The 16,429-nt window shown below is 52.8% G+C and carries 15 protein-coding genes; 4 read left to right on the top strand and 11 right to left on the bottom strand.

The features are described from left to right. Positions 1-66 precede the first annotated feature (66 nt). Positions 67-531 (bottom strand): SRPBCC domain-containing protein, encoded by a 465-nt coding sequence (locus ACO08A_RS08365; RefSeq protein ID WP_422040667.1) that lies wholly within the window; start codon positions 529-531, stop codon positions 67-69. 4 nt (positions 532-535) lie between these two features. Then, entirely contained in the window at positions 536-829 is a 294-nt protein-coding gene (locus ACO08A_RS08360; RefSeq protein WP_422040666.1) for an ArsR/SmtB family transcription factor, read from the bottom strand. A gap of 311 nt (positions 830-1,140) precedes the next feature. On the opposite strand from ACO08A_RS08360, the gene ACO08A_RS08355 reads away from it, so the two are divergent. Together ACO08A_RS08355 and ACO08A_RS08350 are read left to right on the top strand one after the other, a co-directional pair. Then, on the top strand, positions 1,141-1,407 hold the full coding sequence (locus ACO08A_RS08355; protein WP_422040665.1) for a hypothetical protein: 267 nt from the start codon (positions 1,141-1,143) through the stop codon (positions 1,405-1,407). A gap of 371 nt (positions 1,408-1,778) precedes the next feature. After that, positions 1,779-2,033 (top strand): hypothetical protein, encoded by a 255-nt coding sequence (locus tag ACO08A_RS08350; protein WP_422040664.1) that lies wholly within the window; start codon positions 1,779-1,781, stop codon positions 2,031-2,033. A 380-nt stretch (positions 2,034-2,413) separates the two neighbouring features. Here ACO08A_RS08350 and ACO08A_RS08345 read toward each other — a convergent pair whose 3' ends face one another. The 7 genes from ACO08A_RS08345 to ACO08A_RS08315 form a co-directional block, all read right to left on the bottom strand. Continuing rightward, positions 2,414-3,277, bottom strand: coding sequence for an outer membrane protein (locus ACO08A_RS08345; RefSeq protein WP_422040663.1), 864 nt, complete (start codon positions 3,275-3,277; stop codon positions 2,414-2,416). Between the two features lie 79 nt (positions 3,278-3,356). Then, positions 3,357-4,583, bottom strand: a complete 1,227-nt coding sequence (gntH, locus tag ACO08A_RS08340) for a guanitoxin biosynthesis MBL fold metallo-hydrolase GntH (protein WP_422040662.1) — start codon at positions 4,581-4,583, stop codon at positions 3,357-3,359. Positions 4,584-4,686: 103 nt separating this feature from the next. Continuing rightward, positions 4,687-5,262 carry a TetR/AcrR family transcriptional regulator gene (locus ACO08A_RS08335; protein ID WP_422040661.1) on the bottom strand — a complete coding sequence of 192 codons (576 nt, stop codon included), beginning with the start codon at positions 5,260-5,262 and terminating at the stop codon, positions 4,687-4,689. Between the two features lie 834 nt (positions 5,263-6,096). Then, on the bottom strand, positions 6,097-7,887 hold the full coding sequence (locus tag ACO08A_RS08330) for a TniQ family protein (protein WP_422040660.1): 1,791 nt from the start codon (positions 7,885-7,887) through the stop codon (positions 6,097-6,099). After that, on the bottom strand, positions 7,884-8,858 hold the full coding sequence (locus tag ACO08A_RS08325; RefSeq protein ID WP_422040659.1) for a TniB family NTP-binding protein: 975 nt from the start codon (positions 8,856-8,858) through the stop codon (positions 7,884-7,886). The genes ACO08A_RS08330 and ACO08A_RS08325 overlap by 4 nt, the downstream gene beginning before the upstream one ends. 1 nt (position 8,859) lies before the next feature. After that, the gene (locus ACO08A_RS08320; RefSeq protein WP_422040658.1) at positions 8,860-10,806 is read right to left on the bottom strand and encodes a Mu transposase C-terminal domain-containing protein; all 1,947 of its coding nucleotides are present in this window, start codon (positions 10,804-10,806) and stop codon (positions 8,860-8,862) included. Next, complete coding sequence (locus tag ACO08A_RS08315; RefSeq protein ID WP_422040657.1) at positions 10,799-11,503, bottom strand: hypothetical protein; 705 nt, start codon at positions 11,501-11,503, stop codon at positions 10,799-10,801. Before ACO08A_RS08315 ends, ACO08A_RS08320 begins: the two co-directional genes overlap by 8 nt. Positions 11,504-11,622: 119 nt before the next feature. Between ACO08A_RS08315 and ACO08A_RS08310 the strand changes: the two genes are divergently transcribed. After that, positions 11,623-12,450 (top strand): hypothetical protein, encoded by an 828-nt coding sequence (locus ACO08A_RS08310; protein WP_422040656.1) that lies wholly within the window; start codon positions 11,623-11,625, stop codon positions 12,448-12,450. Positions 12,451-12,772: 322 nt separating this feature from the next. On the opposite strand, the gene ACO08A_RS08305 is transcribed toward ACO08A_RS08310, so the two are convergent. Continuing rightward, the gene (locus ACO08A_RS08305; RefSeq protein ID WP_422040655.1) at positions 12,773-14,566 is read right to left on the bottom strand and encodes an AAA family ATPase; all 1,794 of its coding nucleotides are present in this window, start codon (positions 14,564-14,566) and stop codon (positions 12,773-12,775) included. 547 nt (positions 14,567-15,113) lie between these two features. Here ACO08A_RS08305 and ACO08A_RS08300 point away from each other — a divergent pair. Beyond that, positions 15,114-15,680 (top strand): hypothetical protein, encoded by a 567-nt coding sequence (locus tag ACO08A_RS08300; protein WP_422040654.1) that lies wholly within the window; start codon positions 15,114-15,116, stop codon positions 15,678-15,680. A gap of 57 nt (positions 15,681-15,737) precedes the next feature. On the opposite strand, the gene ACO08A_RS08295 is transcribed toward ACO08A_RS08300, so the two are convergent. After that, positions 15,738-16,364 carry a LysE family translocator gene (locus ACO08A_RS08295; protein ID WP_422040653.1) on the bottom strand — a complete coding sequence of 209 codons (627 nt, stop codon included), beginning with the start codon at positions 16,362-16,364 and terminating at the stop codon, positions 15,738-15,740. Positions 16,365-16,429: the final 65 nt, after the last annotated feature.

Here is a 16,429-nt window from a genome sequence, read left to right as displayed (position 1 = left end):
CTCTTGTTTTGGTCGGGTCGAACCTTGGCCAGGCGGAAGACCCTGATCATGCCTTGACCGCCGACGTCAAACTACGTTTGCGAAGTCCGTGAATCGGTTCTGAATGATGTCGGCCCAGCCGGTCAGATAGTTCCCTCCGATCTCGGTTGCCTTATCGCCCCGCGCTTCCCAGCCATCGTGAACCAGCGTGACGATGGTCTTGCCGTCGTCTGCAAGCTCGAAGTCGACAGTGACCGTCGTTGCTTCATTTTCCGGCGAACCGGGATGCCAGCTGAACGCGACGCGCCTGCCTTCCTGGTAGTCCAGGATGGTGCCCCAGATCCTGTGCTCTCCCTTCGTCGAAACCTCGAAGATCTTTCCGCCCTCATGCCGCTCGATCACGACACTCTCCGGCGCGGGCTCGCCAAGATAGGGGCTGACCGAATGCGTCTCCAGCGGCCACCAGTGCGAAACCCTGGACATGAACGCATCGAAGGTTTCGCTGGGGCCCCGGTTGACTTTGGTCACGACCTTGACCGGATCGAGAGACATCGGACTACGCCTCCTGTTCGTCGATTGAAGCCAGCAGATCTGACCAGTGGGCCGTCCAGAACGCGCGCATTTCGGCTAGCTTGTTCTTGTTGATGCAGTAGATGTTCCGGGTTCCTTCCGCGCGGGCGTGGACAAGGCCCGTGTCTTTCAGGACTTTCAGATGCTGCGACATGACAGGTTGCGAAACGTCAATTCTCGACGTCAGTTCGCTTACCGACATCGGCTGCCGCGCCAGCTCATCGATCACGCTCTGGCGGATCGGGTTCGAGAGAGACTTGAGTTCATCTTCATAAGGCATTTCTAATGATAAGAACATTCTTATGAAGATGGCAAGCCGAATTTGCGCGGAAGCCATCGCGCATTCAAAAAGCAGGCCCTTGAGCCACGCGCAGCCTCACGCGCGCAGGTCTCGAAGCCGAGCTTCCTCGCGCCTTTTCAGGAAACAGAGACTTGGGCTTGGCGAACCGCGGTGCTCCGCTCTTCGCGGCAAGACCATCCGCTGCCCGGCCTCAAGAGCATTTGCGTGACCGTTGTCACAGCAAGTCGAAAGCCCGCTGGTTACGGTCAGGCCCATAGAGACAAACCCGATTTAAATGAAGGATTTTGGATATGGGCAAGGTTCGCATGGAAGGGATTTCGATAGTGAAATACGTCGACAATGCTAACTCCACGGAAGAGGACACCTTTCAGTTCGTGTCCGATCTTGGAGATGACAGGGAGCCGTCCGCTGCGTCGGATGACCCTATCCCCACGGAAACGATTTCGTTGAACTACGAGGAAATCAAGGTCACCTATGATGACGCCGCCGTTCTCGACTTTGCCTTGACGGGCGATGGCGACTTTTCACCGAACAGCGCCGACGATTTCCTGTTCTGACCGAACATCGGGACTGTACGTCTCCCCGCGCGGACCGGCGGGTTGTGTGTTGTCCTGCGAAACGCTGTAGGGAAGCGCGTAGTAGCATCAGGGGTACGGGATACCGTTGTGATTGATACGAGTGAACCTGATGGGATTACCGACATTCGCGGAAACACAAGATTGAATATCAGCGCAGAACTCGTCCTAAAGTAATCCACTTTGGTCTCAAGGCTGACCCACGCTGCATTGCCGTCGCTTTCAACGGCAAAAAGCGAGGACTGAAGATCTGCCAAGCGGACCAAGCAGACGTTGTCCTCTATGATTCCCACATCACCCAGAACCCGACCTGTGGCCGCTCAGTTTTCGGCCCGAACCAAGACTGGAACGCTATGGCATTCGAACTGCGCGCAGGCGAATTGCGCCTGAGCATCAGTCACTCTGAAGAGTACATTCTGCAAGCGGCATATCAGGCACCTGAAAAGTACCCTGAACTTACAAAGATTTGGGAAGAGTTCTATGATCGCCCGGTTATCGAACGCGACCGTTCAAATCGCATAGTCCACGAGCTTATCGAACTTCACGCTGGTGCGGGCGATCCCGAGCCTGCATGGACTCACAGCATACAAAGGTTTCTGCATTTTTGAGCAAGGCATTTACTCGCTCGCTCAACATTGAGTGCAAGAGCGATGAGTTGGTCTGGGCTCGCTTCAAACCTTCTCTGCGCGGAGCTTCGATGTCGGTTTCGGGCGGGGAGCGGACCTTTGCTGCGGGTTGAACGAATGACCGAATTGGGGCCGGAACCGTACTGACAGGTTTGCAAACAAATCGCGGGAAAGCGGACGCTGTTGTAGCGCTGGCACGTAGCCACTTTCAGCCAACAGCAATACTGAAGCACCCTCTGCTGTAGTTTCGCTCACGACAATTAATCCGGCGGATCCACGCGTTGCCCCCGTCTGAGAAGCAGCAGTTTTTTGTTTTTCGAGATCGGTAAGGATGAATTCTCGAAGCATGTAACAGGCAATATCTAGAACCTGTAGCTCAGTCCAACAAACGGACCGTGCTGCGTGACATCATAGCCAAATTCGTTCGCACCTGTTCCACTTGAATAGTCGATGTCATAAATTCGGTAGCCAAATCGAACTGTTGCCTTCTCTGTAAAACGATAACCAGCAATGCCGTTGAGGGACCAAGAAAGGCTTTCGCCCGACACGCCAAAGCCTGACATATCCCCTCGTACAACGAGGTTCCATCGATCGTTGAAGATGAAGTTGGCACGTGCTCCTATGACAGGGGATACCCAATGTTTGTCTTCGCCAAGATCAGCCACAAAGGGTGCGGGGAGGCCGGGAACGACTTGGATTTTCTGACGCAAATAGTTGTAACGCGCACCAGCCATAACATCGAATTCGATCCGCTGACCCGGGCCAGAACCTGTGGCGAGCGGCGCAAATCGATATCCGACCATAGCGTCAATAATCCCTTGCCGGATATCTGCTTTGACAGTTCCACCAGCCGCTGGCCCGATGTTTTGTTGGGAAAGACCAAGATTTACGTACTGTGCATCAATTACAAGGCCGAACGCGCTCCCATCAGCTGCGTCGCGCATCCGCCAGCCTTCACCGCGCCCCGAAATTGCAAATTGCAGAAGATCGAAGATTTCCTCAGGGCCCATGTCAAGATCAACGGCTCCTCCGTCAACTACAGACGTTCCCTTCACTGATAGAGGCACAAAGCCGTAGGCACCTAGCTCAAAAGTCCAAGGGGATGGAGCCTCACTCTGCTTCACAAACGGCACACCATTAAGCGCGGGATCCGCTGCGAATGCCGGACTGATCACAGAAATCGCTGCGAGTGCAACGCTTATGTATGTAGCTTTGAAAGCTGTCATTGTGGTTCACCCATGGTCCTAAAACCCAACTACCGCTTGTTTCCTAAGCATCTCTGCTAACGAGATGCCTATCTGTGCGCTACTGCGCTCCCAGGCCTCCTGGTGGAAGTTTGGCATCGCTTCCATAGGCTTTGTTCGCCTCGTTCCAAATATCAGTCAGCAACTCTTCCATGAAGAAGTCCCCGGATAGTACAAATTTGGAAAGTGTCTCAGAGCCCTTCTCCTCGGCGACTTTTTGGCGCGTTGGTGCCGAGGGCCAAATGTCCTCATCAATCACTGCCATTCGCACACGGATGTCGTCTTTGGTGATATTAAAGACCATGTAATCCTGAGCCATTGCGAGCGGTCCATCATATACCTTGCGTATTTCTTCTAATTGCTCAGGCAGAGTGTCGTGGTCGTTGAAGAAATGATAGGCAACCGCGAGACGCGGTTCGGTAAGCGCCATTAGCTTTCCAAACTGTACGGGTGAAGTATGTAGCAACGTGCTGAGCAAAAGCGCGAACTGTGGTGAGTAGTTTTGCTTCTCGATCAAAGTTGACGGAGGTGCGAAACTCTCGTGGACCGAGATATCGACGCCTTTTGTATACTTAACCCACCAGGTCGTTGGCGAGGTGTCGCTGGAATAGGCGAATTTCAATCCATTCCATTCGAGTATGAAACTGACAGCGCCGTCGATTGCATGCACTGCTGGGATGGATCTGATAACCACGCCGTTTTCGTCGTAAATCACCTCATTAACTGCTGTGTAATCAAACTCATTCACTTCGATCTTGATACCACGGTCATCAAGTTTTCCGACAATCGAGGCGATTTCCCAGGCATACATCTTCTGCATATGCTCCATCGACGCGATCGTGCCGAGTTCTGGTTTTGGCCCGCTAGGTCCCCAAACTCTGAGAGGAAATGTCCGGTTCGCCTTGAGACCGCCAATCCAAAGTGTCGCCAGATCAGCCATATGGTCGAGGTGGAGGTGCCCAATAAATACCTTATCGAGATAGTCGAACGGGATCTTCATTGCCGCAATGCGGCTCATGGACTGGGCTCCAATGTCAAACAGGAACTTGTCGCCATTTCCAAGTTCAACCAACCAACAAGCCGCAGCCTGTTTTGGACGAACAGTGGGCATTCCAGTACCACAAGCCGTTACCCGCATCTCGTCTTCTGCAAGCGCTTCCGTGCCCGGATAATAGACACCTCGTTCTGCAATCACTCCGGTTGATGAGGGTTGCGCTTGTACCGGTCCGGATGCAATTGAAAGAATGGCCGTCGCAAGGGCAGCGAAACCAAAAAATGTCTTAGTCATAAGGGCCTCCTGCGCAACTGATCAGACTTGCAAAGCGCAGTCGTTCAATCGCCAGTGACACATTATCAATCACTGTACAGCTTCGTCTAGTGAAACTTCACACCTACCGCTTTTCCGTCAAAAGCTTCACACGCAGTCTGGAAAGTTCTTTGCGCTCTTCAACGGTTGAATCCGCAAAGATCTCTCGTTCGCATGACACATAACAAACAAACGTGCGAACGCGCATTTCCAGTTCCTTGCCTTCAAATCCAAGTTCAGAAAACAGCGCGCGAATAACATGGAGCCGCCGATTTAACTTGGCTGCATATGCGTTCGCAACTTCTTCACTCTTTCGTCCCCACTGCCGAATTGCAGCGTCCAAAGGAGCTAGAGCTTCTTGGTCTACGAAATCAGCAATCGCAGTCAACATTTCACCAGCTTGCACTGTTTGTTCGCCAACCAAAGCGGTTATCGGACGGTTTTCGATTTCCTCCCAAAAAATCAGCATCGCACGGAGGAGGTCGTCGCGGTTTTCAAAGTGCCAATAGAACCCGCTCTTACTGATACCTATTCGTTTTGCTAGGCTTTCAATCCTGATAGCTTCTATGCCTTCGTTCTCAAAGACATCTAGTGCAGCTCGAAGCCAAGCTTCTCGGCTTACACCGGGGCGTCCTCGATTGGACTTTGTTTCCTGTGACAAGAGGCAATTTCCTGATTGCAACCCAAGTTCTGCCGATTTGTAGCAGTTAACCAGCAACTCTTGTTGGTTTAAGTGTTGTGGGGATGTGCGCAACAGTATGTGGCCGCATTGGGAGTAGTTCGCGATAAATAGATTTGCGGGCATATGGTGCTTGCCCGAACTGAAAGTCCGTTTTGGGGAAAGACGTGCAGGTTATTGAATGTCCGACTTGGGGGCGCAAAGCTGCCATTAATTGAGGCCACTGCTTACGGCGGCTCAGGGCCGCAAATAGCCCTTGCTCCGCGAATGATGGGCTATGGCAGCGGTCTGATTTTTCGGATCTATTCGAAATCTCAAAACCCACTTCGGGATGAGGGAGAGCTCATGTCCCAACAACTCAGACAGAATATTGGTTTCCGTCTAAGTCATTAAAAATTTTGAAGACAGGTGACTATCAGCCCGCCGCTTTGCGACATTACATCCGCGCCGCCAAACCTTATTCGTTCCCCGACAAAACGATGTAGGGAAGCGCGTAATGCTTCGCTTGCCCTTTAGGAAAAACAAGTAATTAGGTGTGGGTTTGTTCGCATTAAGTTTCGCGAACTTAGCGCATATAATTTCGTTTCAGGACATATGTCGTCAAACAGGCTGAAATCGCCCATCTAGACTATTGCGCTTTAAGCAATAAGTCCGAAGTTGCATTGAGAAGACGATAGAATGATCGGCCTGCGCAGTCAATTGTCACTGCGAATGCCGCACAGCAGATGTTGTTGCAAACGGGATCGATGGGTCGCTGCCGCTGAAACACAACACATGTTCAGCCGGAAGGCCAGGAACCAAATGGGCGAACGATGACTAAGGAGTCGTCCCGGCCCAAACCGTTGCAATCGGAACCAAGTGCCCGCGTATTGCAGGCCCGTCTTGAAACGAACCGACCGTTTGAATTCCGCGATCGTTGAAGCGCTTCAACAACGAACGCGACGATGTTCCCAGTTGCTTTGCGAGTTCCGAAAGTGGGACATATTGCATTTGGAAGCGGGCAAGAGCCTCGGGTTCGATAACCCGTCCAACACCTCCGGCATGGTCAAAAGCCTCATGCTTTAAGAGGCCTTGGCGGCACCATTCTGAAATACAGTGCCCCTTCCATCCGGTGAGCTGAGCGACTTCCTGCATCGTCCATCCTGAACCGCGTTTTGCTTCCGCGAGAACCGCATCGACCTCGGCACTTGCAAAGTGGAAGTCAGCAAGCTTCCCGTTCGTGGTACCTGATTTGGGTCTCAAGCGCTGGCTGGCGATTTCATCGAAGACGTTTTTCAGGCCGGATCGATCTGTTGTGAAGCGCAGATTGAGGTCCTTAAACGCGATTGTCTGGCAATCAATAGCGCGCGCCGCTTTGGCGATCTTCGCGACAAGATCTCCAGCTAGGCCCCGCTCAAATAGCCCATCCACGAGAGGCGGTAGTTCCTCCGATGGGTATGGTTTCAGGAAGCCGCTTGATATCAGGAATTCGCACTGTTTTCTGGATATCCCAAGATCCTCGCGGAGGGACTTTTTGTCGATGAATCGCTGCCTATTGCGTTTGATTTCATCGAGTGTTGACTCGTGAATGACAGTGTGTCGATGGCCCATGCCGGAGTGATGCTGAGTGCCGGGAACCGCGCCACTTGAGACCGCGTCTACAAGACGCTCTGCCCGTATGCCGATGTCCCGGGCTGCATGGGCAGCGCTCATCCATGAGCGGTCTTGTGTGCTTGCTTCGATGTTGCCGAAATAGATCCCATCGAACTCGTTCTTCACGAGGTGTGTCAGTTCAGTCCTGAAATCAGAGTATTCGTCGCCATTAAACTCCATGAGGCGTTGGTACCAACGGCCTAGCCTGGCTGGTGCGGACGAGCTGGCGTTCACGTCGCTAGCAAGACGCCTAGCCACTTCAACGCGAAATGCATTTGGCCAGTCACAAAGAACTGCGAGTGCGCTTTCAAGGAATGCGCGACTTTCCTTGATGGTTCTCGGCAACCCGGACTTCCCGTGTTTTCCAGTCTTGGTATCCAGGTGCTCGCTGGCAATGAAAAACAGAAAATCTCCAATATCCGGCGGTGTTTCAGATTTTAGCTTCGGGGGCAACAACGAACGCGTTGGGTGTTTTTGCTCGCCGATCAGCGCGGCGACCGAGAGCTCTTCCTGAGTTGCGGGGACACATTCTAGACGGTCAAACTGGAATCCGCATTCGCAACTTTGATATCCACCGCGACCTGGCCGAAACACCTCCCAACACACCGGGCATGTGTCGACCAGACGGGTCTTATGTTCGATGCAACAAGTGACAAAGGAATGCCGCCAACTTTGGTGGTGTGGTCGGCCTTCAGAAATACACGCCGGACATACGGGCGCGCTGTGATGCCTCTCGAATCGCCATTTCAAGCGCGGGGTCTCGGGTGCCAGTGCTGGTGCAATTGAGGCCAGGGTTCCAGCATGAAGCCCCAAGACCTGCTCAGCCGTGTCGCAGTTCTCAACGAGCTGACGTCCGTATTGCAAGTCGTGGCTCTTCAAGAAGTCAGAGACATCAGCCCAAAACTCAGACTCAGCGAGACGACGAAGATAGCCGTCCAGGCTTTCCTGAGCCATCGGTAGTGTGGAGGCCGTCATGATGCTTCCCTCACGTCCCAGGCGGCTCCGAGACCAGTAAGGGTCTCGACATTGAACTCCAATCCGGCCTCGCTCATCGTTCCGGCGAAAGAGCGCATGAGCTCAATTTCGTCGGGTTCTTCATCAGAAAAGAACTTGGAAATCGGAATGCCGGATTGTTGCATGGACTTCGCGGCCCGTCGCAGATCTGACAAGCCGATTTGGCGCGTTTGCTCCGTCGCAACAGCCACCGATTTGAGCAGTCGTGTGACCATTGGGATCCTGCCCCCAGACGCTCCATAAAGTCTGCGTACGAGATCTTCGTATTCGATGTGGAGCTTGAACCCGGTCTCTTCCAGGCTCCCGATTGCGGAATCGACGGCCGAAGCGAAGGACGCGCGTTCGCTTTCAATTTGCCAATCATACGGTTTGAACAGAATGGTTTGTTGTGCCCGGTCCCGCAGTTGCTCGTTATCATCGATGATGTTTTGGAATCGGGGCAATCCACTCAGAACGAGATTGATCCTTGTCGTATCCGCGAGGGTTTTCAGATGATCCCCTGCCATGCGCGAAGGCATGTGCGATCCGCGTTCAATGAGATGATGAACCTCATCAATAATGATCGTCTTGATTTCGAGCGATTCGATTGCTCGATAGAGCCTCTCGCGGGACGTTGCCGTATTTTCTTTCGGAGCTGTTCTCAAGCCGAGTGCAAGCAGGATGGATCTGTAAATTTCTTTGCCGTTTGTTTGCGGTGGGAGCGTCGCCCAAACGGTGTTTTTCATCGGTACCAGCGAATTGGCTTGATCCGATCTATCGACGAGCGTGCTCATGATCGCGGATTTTCCAACGCGCGTTGGACCGAGAACGGGAATGATATTCCCGTGATATGGGTCCTTGCCGCGCATAGCCGTTTCCACGTCGGACAAAACAGCGCCGTATGCATCATGGATGATGGTTTGAGAAAATAGCGGAATATTGGGCGCTGACATCTCAATTCTCCTTCGAAACGATCGCCGCCCGGTTCCCTCTTTTGGGAACCGAGAGTTTCGGGGAAGGCGTGTTTGTGTCTGGTAAATCAGAGACCTGCCCCACGGGCTGTTTGGACTTCTCGATGATCTCTTCTCGCTTCTGTCGTAGTGTTTCTCTCGCCCTCGCGCTCTTCAGGGAGGTGACTTTGCCACGACCAAGTTTTTCGGCCGTTGCCTGAGCCGACAAGGCAAGCTCGGTCGCGGTCGCCCTTGCTCCTTTGTCGACGCGTTTTGCTTCGCGACCCGGTTTTTTGGCGCGTTTCACATCGGCGAAACTGACAGCAGCAACGCCTTCTGTTTTGGCGGGTACGCTAATCGGTCGGGGCAGTCTGGGGTGGGCCACCCTGACTTCGCGAACGTCGAGCGGGTCATATGTAACGTCGACGGACTCGCCTCTTCCGACCTCACTGATGAGTTCACGAAGCTCGTCAGAATGGTACTGGATACCTTCGACTTCGATCCCGTAGTGTTGAAGCTTGCAGCCCTTCTTTCGAACGTTGAAGACATCGCGGATGTCGTCGGGAGCGGGCGGTAGAACCGCATTCTGCTTGAGACGGTTCCAGCTTTCCGTTGGGCTCTCTGATTGACGCAATGGGGAGTGGATAAGCCGACGAAGCTTCAAGGCGTAGCAATCGTACACCCACTTGTAGACAGCAGCCTGAAGCTCCTGAAGTGTCAGCGACGCTTCCAGCATACCTTTGTCGATCCGCTTCCTGTCAGGAAGATCCTTTGAGGTTGTCGCGCCCGGTAGAGTGTGCAGAAATCCGTTCAACTCCCGAATGAACCGTTCGACATGCGGCTTCTTCTCCGGAGCTCCAGGAATATTACTCGCCCATTCCATGCCCGTATTGCCGACGATGCTGGCCAGGTGCGGGCCGGAGTTTTCAGAACCCTGGTCGACGCTAACAATTTGAGGGGTTCCGGTGACCTCGGTTCGGTTTTCAATTTCGTAGTAGTCGAAAAACGCGTCGCCCCGATCTGTCATTAAGTCTTTCAGCGTCTGGACGGTGAGCGCCTCGTTTGCATTTTGAAGTGTGAGCCTGAGGGCCAGCGGCCACCCCGTCGCGCAATCAATGGCAATCGAGACTGTCGGACGACCTGCACACCCGCCATCGGCACCGATAATGAAAATATCCGCGGTGGTGCTGTCGATCTCGACGAGGTCGAAGGGAAGCTCGACGCGATGATAAAACTGAGCTTGAAGCCTCAGTTTTCTTGACGTCTCGGTGTCGTGTCGCGCCTTGATGACGTCGTCCGTTCGCAGGGCGTCGATGACGGATTCCAGGCATCGTTTGCCGCAAGGACCCGGCGAAATACCCCTCTCTTCACAGGCATCTCGGTAACGGATCTCAACCAATTCCGCCAATCGTCCAACCGAGACTCTGTCAGATCGCAGGTAAAGCTCTTCCAGGACACTCCAGGCAATGTCTTCGAAAAGCTCGTCGTACCGCACGGTCCGGTTTCCGCGTTCTTGTGTTCGGGGAATAAGGCCTGCCTTTCCGGAACTCTTAAGCCTTGATTTCCAGAGTTGCAGTGTCCTGGCGGACAGTTTCGCTGGGACCAGCCTTTGGAAACGTTCGTGCGACAGGAGCTCCAACCGCAGAATTTCAAGTGCATTCGCCGCCGTGTGTCCGTTGGCGCGAAGTTCTTTTTCTCGCTTGATCGCATGCAGGATCATTTCCCTTTTCAGACGATCAACATCGTCCGGGGCAAAACTCAGCCCTTCTGATTTATCGGGTGTTCTTGCCAAGCCCTCAGAGATAAGCGAGCGATAGACATCGTTGGTGATCTCGACGATTTCGTCGTCGCTATCCTTGAGAAGCACGACCGCGCCGCGACGAGCAACAAACTCAAGTGGGTTGCGCTGGTCGGTCACGGGCAAGAATTTCGCGATTGCTTGATCAGTCAAAGGGCAACTCCATCAGGTGTACGGGAGAGCCCGTGGTATCGGAAACAACGGTGTCGCCGGATAAACGGCGGTATCGCAGATCGCACGACAAAACACCCGTGCCGATGGCTACCAGGATCGTTCTCTCTGAATGGCCCTGTGCCTTAAGGGCGGTGAACGATGTTGGTTCGATGCATGCGCTGGCGACCGCGTGAAGGTCGGCCTCAGGAACAGGCTGTCTTAAAGCGATCTGGAGAAGACGAGCATTCCGGTGTAGTTCCTCCGGCAGGTCTTCCTCGTCCAGGATGAGCAAGCGGTGCCCAAATCGCGCCAGAATGGTGGGGTATTCCGCGAACTCCGGGAGGAGCGCGATAAGTTTGGAGTGTTTCACTTCGACGAATGCTGGGTCTTTTCCAAGGCCGACTTCGAAATCAGGTGTGTAAGCAACTGGCTTTACCGCATGTCTTGCGGTCGCTTGTTTCAACTCTTCTCTCAGTGCGTATGTGCGCCCTGTTGTCAGGTCGAAACAAATAGGTTGGGAGCGCATCGATTGAACCCTCGGATCCAGGCTCATCACAATTGCTGCGCTTGCTTCCAGGCGACTTTCAAGCTGAGAAAGATCGCGCGTGCTGTCGAGGGATACATAATGTGCCTTCTTGCGTTGACCGCGTTTTTGTACGCGTCGCGCCGGGGGATTTTTGGTTCGATTGATCCGCATTCAAGTTCCGCAATAATTTAGTATGACTAAACATAGGCATTCGCCGAAGCTGTACCAGGGTTAGTAGTACTAAACAATGCGATTGATGAATTGGCTTGGTTCGTGGTTAATGTCTGACTATGGAAAAGACAGATTTCCTCCAGAACATAGCTCAAGATCCGGATTGGCTATCGTTTGCCGAATCCTTGTCGTCTGCGCTGCGAAACCCAGGAGAATATGGATTCACGGATAGCGAGCGCTTGCTTGCACGCGTCGCTGAAATGAAAGGCTCAGATCCATCGAGTCTTCGAAATCCTCTGAAAGCATATTCGTGGCTGGAGCGAAACGCACAGGATGCGTTGAAGTTGACTGGACAAAAGCTACCGATGACCGGAGTGCTCACACTTTCGCAGATTTGGGAATTGTCGCAGGAGGTAGGCTCAAACACCGCGCCGAAATTCTTTAAGGGCGTGCTGACGCGCAAAGACCTGAAGACCATTCTGAAGGATCTTCAACAACAAAAGGGTGGGCGGGGTGTTCGAGGGCATGAACGATACAAAAATGCCGCCGAGTTTGAGCAGCTAGTTCGTGACTACTTAGCAGAATATGTCGATGTTTTTGGGATGGGGCCGGAGGTCAAAATAACTCCAAGCAACAAAGACGCCATGGTGCCTTCCGACTTGACTATTTTGTTCAAAGGTAAGCCCGTTGCAGCTATCGAAATCAAAAGCCATCGTCATAAGAGACACCGGAGATTTCTTGTCGAAACTCTTGCGATGGCATCCCTGCTCGGAAAAGAATATCACCAATCAGTTCTGATTGTGCCCAGCAGTTGGGGGAACTCAATTTCAGAAATGAAAGAAATGATTTCTAGGCTCGGGCTCAGCAGGGTAGTCTTAGGTGTTTTTCGCGATGAGCCCGATGTGCATCCTCGAGAGCGGTTGTGGCTTTCGGAACGAAGCTTCTGAATTTGCTCGGTAAACGTTACTAAAAATTACCGGACAATCGAGATGCTCGCACGAGATTACCCTTAGCATCCAGGCCAACACCCAGTCCTTGTTGCCGCCGCTCTTTAAAATAGTCCTCTTCGCGTGGCCCCGGTTTACTCATTTTCTCGACAAAGTCGTCAAGCCAGGCGTCTGTGTCCCTGTCTGAATGATCATTAGATCGAGGCATGGGTGAAACCTCCGTGTGCCCGAATAATGCCCCATTGTACTTCTTTGCTTCCCCAGATGCGTAGACTTTTTTCTCGCGGGGGCTGTCGCCGAAGGTTAGCTTCTCTGCACGATTTCAAAACCTGCTCCCGCTTATGGCAGGTTCCAGCTCTAAATGAAGTTGATCGGAGACGATTTCCTGAACGGTATCTGGCGAGAGATCCCGCTTTTCAAAGAGTTCTCTGGCGAGCAGGTTCAGTTGATTGTGTTTTGCCGACAGGATCCTTGTCGCGCGATGGTACTCATCTTGAAGAGTCTTGTTTACTCTTTTTCTAAGGTCGGAATTGAACTGCTGCGCCGTAAAAAGCTCCTCTTCACTTGCAGACGAGAGATAAGCAAGTTCGCTACCTAGTCCATAAGTGGCTTCAACCGAAATTGCCTCGACTGTTGCACGGTAGAGATCTGATCCGGGTTCGCCTCCACCGCCTGCCCCCCTTTGTCCGAAGGCAAGCTCTTCGGCGGCAAGGCCTGCGAGGCTGAGACAAATACTGTCCATGAACTGTGACTTGATGCGCTCCGTCAGAACCTCAATATGGAACGTGGCTCCACCCGCAGACAAAGACAAAGAGCCATCGGCATCAAAAACATCTGCCACGGACAATCCGGCAAGAGCAAAGCCGAGTTCGAGACCAACGATCGCGTGTCCTGCCTCGTGAACCGCAGATCTGCGAATAACCGGGGCAGGTATGGGAAGCTGCAAAGGCAACGACTTTCTGAGGTCCGAGAGTTCCAGTTGCCTACGTTCCCGCCTGGCACGGCGGCGGGCAGCGCGCACGATCTGTTCGAGGTCCGCACCTGTCTTTCCAGAAGTTCGCTCTACAATTCCCGTCAGATCCGTGTCTTTTAGTTTCTCCTGAAGATGAAATCGTAAGATACCCTGCCGAGCGGCGGCATCGGGGTAGGGAATTCGAATATGTCGGTCCAACCGTCCAGCGCGAACTAGGGCTGGATCGAGAAGTTCGGGGTAGTTGCAGGCACCAACAATGATGACCCCTTCGCGCCCTTCTACGCCGTCGATGCATTCGAGAAGCGCCGCAACAACCTGATTGGCGTAGTGTGCATTGTCACCAGAGAACTCTTGCCTGCTTCCGACCGCATCGATTTCATCGAGAAACAGAATCGCAGGCACATTCTGTCGCGCTTTGTCGAAAGCTTTCCTCATCGCTTTCAACATATCGCCAAGATGTCCCATGGCTTGCCATCTTGCAATCGAACCGAGCACAAGATGAGCACCGCAAGAATTAGCGAGCGCTTTTGCAAACGTAGTTTTCCCTGTTCCTGCCTGACCGCTCAGCAAGATCCCCCGATCAACGTCACTCCAAGCAATACGGCCTGCTTGCCAGTCGGCTAGATCAATAGAAAGTTCCGTTCCCCAGTCTCCAGCATCTCCCAAGCCATAGAGGTCTTGGAGCATTGGGCCCGTAGTCGCGTTTTTCGCTGGTTGATCTGTGTGCTGAGCGAGTTTTTCGACAACGGCATCGACGTTACATCCCTTTCGGAAGATAAGCGAAATTGTCTCGAGAGTTTTGGACGCAACGAACTCGGCCTGCTTGTCAGTGATCTCTCTATTTAGGCAGACCTTGGCAGCTGCCTTCACATGCCGAGGCTCGATAGCTGCGATTTCGACCACAGCATCTGCAACAAGATTGAAACTTTCAGGCAACGTCTCCCGTCGTTCTGCCACGACGACAATGCGTTCATAGTCATGAACGACCTCGTCGAACGGGGGCTCGCGACGACGTTTCACCGGATCATCTGGAATGAGGACAATCGCGGTATCACTGTTGCCAAAACGGTCTGTTTTGGAATGCCTGAAAGCGATCGACTCGATTGCGCGTTGATAGAGTTTGAGTTCTGCATCTTTGGGCACGATGAAACCAGTGATCGTCGGCCTTGGACGATGAAGGGAGTGGCACGTTCTCGCTGCTTTTGAGACCGCACAACTAGCAAGGAAGAGACCGGGCGAGAGACCCTGGTCCGTTGTTGAGGATGAATTAGTTTCTCTGTTCTTTGGCATGACGTCACCACGGCATGCGGCATAGTAGTTGCCGCGAATAATTGAGAAGCGAAAAACGAGATTCAATACGTGCGCGTCGACACGTTTGGTTTGCGTATTCGGATTTCAAAACTTCGAGTGATGAGTGACATTGGCTTTCTCTTGATACGGTACGCGTGCCTGCATCCGGCGATTAGGCCGCATGCAGAAAACTGCGAGTTACTATGAGACTTACCTGTGTCATAACGAGAGAACAAATAGCGAACAAAAAAAGCGACGTCAACCCAATGCATTAGGTTCATTTTCGTTCAATGAAGGTTCCTAAGAAAATGGTGACGGAGTTGAGGTCAATGCGCGACGATCAGATAACCTGTGGGATTCAGATTGTCTTTGTGATTGTCTCGTCCTAAAGCAGACATCAATGTTCTTTGCACTTTCGATCGCGCTCGCATATGCGCTAACCAATATTGATGGCCTCTTTGCTTTCTTCGCGATCGCGACATCAGGAAGGTATAGACAGGCACTGATCGGTTTTTTGTTGGCGCAGCTGCTGGTCGTCACGGGAGCATATGTTGCTGGCGCTGGCGTGACTTTTTTAACACCGCACGCTCTTGGTTATCTTGGCCTTGTCCCGCTATCCCTCGGGGTTTGGGAACTTTGGAAAAACATGTCCCGGTCAGGAGACGACCCTGACACAATAAAAGCAGCGCACTCCATCTTCAGCGCAGCAGTGATCTTCCTTGCGCTAAGCGCTGACACGTTCATCTTGATCGCCGCTTTTTTCGCTGATACTGCCGCAGTGCTCGACCAGCACGTCCTACTAGGTGCCTTCATCGCAGTCGCTGGGCTTATCGTTGCTGGTACCTTGTTAACCAGAAGCCTTGGTAGCAACAGAAAGATCCAACGGTTTTTCGAAAACCTCTCACCTTTCGTGATGATCGCTGCCGGGATCTATATACTTCTTGATACGGCGACAGATACGCTTTGACGAAGACTGCTCAGTTCGACTTGGCAGGACCGTTTATCATTCAACGCATTTGACACGTCACCGCTCCTGCAATGCTAAGCGGGCACCGAGCGCGCAATAAATTCCACCGACGACTTTGCCTTGCCATTTCACTACGGCCGGGTGTTTCTTAAGGAAACTACCGAGCTTGCCAGCCCCGACAGCGAAGATCACGGTACTGAATAGGCCAAGCAGCACGAAGATCGTACCGAGTACAGTTAGCTGAAGCATGACCGAACCGTTTTCCGGTTTCACGAATTGCGGCAGAAAAGCCAAGAAGAACAACGCTGTTTTTGGATTCAGAACCTCCGCGATGATGGCCTGGTTGAACGCCTGTTTTGCCGTTATCGGCGTGCTCCCGCGAGCAAGATCTAGAGGTGTCTTGTCAAAGATTGCGACTATGCCGAGGTAAACGAGATACGCGGCCCCCGCGTATTTTATAATGCTGAAAAGCAGCGCTGACGTCGCAATAATCGCCGATACACCGATGATCGCCATGAAAGTGTGCACAACATCCCCGGCAGCGATCCCTGCTCCGGTTGCAATTCCAACCTTTGTCCCCGAACTCGTCGCCCGCGCCACAGTTAGTAGTGTTGCGGGTCCGGGTATAAACACGAACCCAAGAACGATGGTGACATAGGCGATCAGGGTGGTTGTATCGATCATAAAGGTCTCCAATTGACGCGCAAATAAATCCTAGTTGCACGTCACTTCGGCGGCAAACGACGAAT

The sequence above is a fragment of the Roseibium sp. genome, from assembly GCF_965232425.1.
Taxonomy (GTDB): Bacteria; Pseudomonadota; Alphaproteobacteria; order Rhizobiales; family Stappiaceae; genus Roseibium.
Note: the sequence above shows the minus strand (reverse complement) of the source record. Positions and strands in the feature narration are given on the sequence as shown.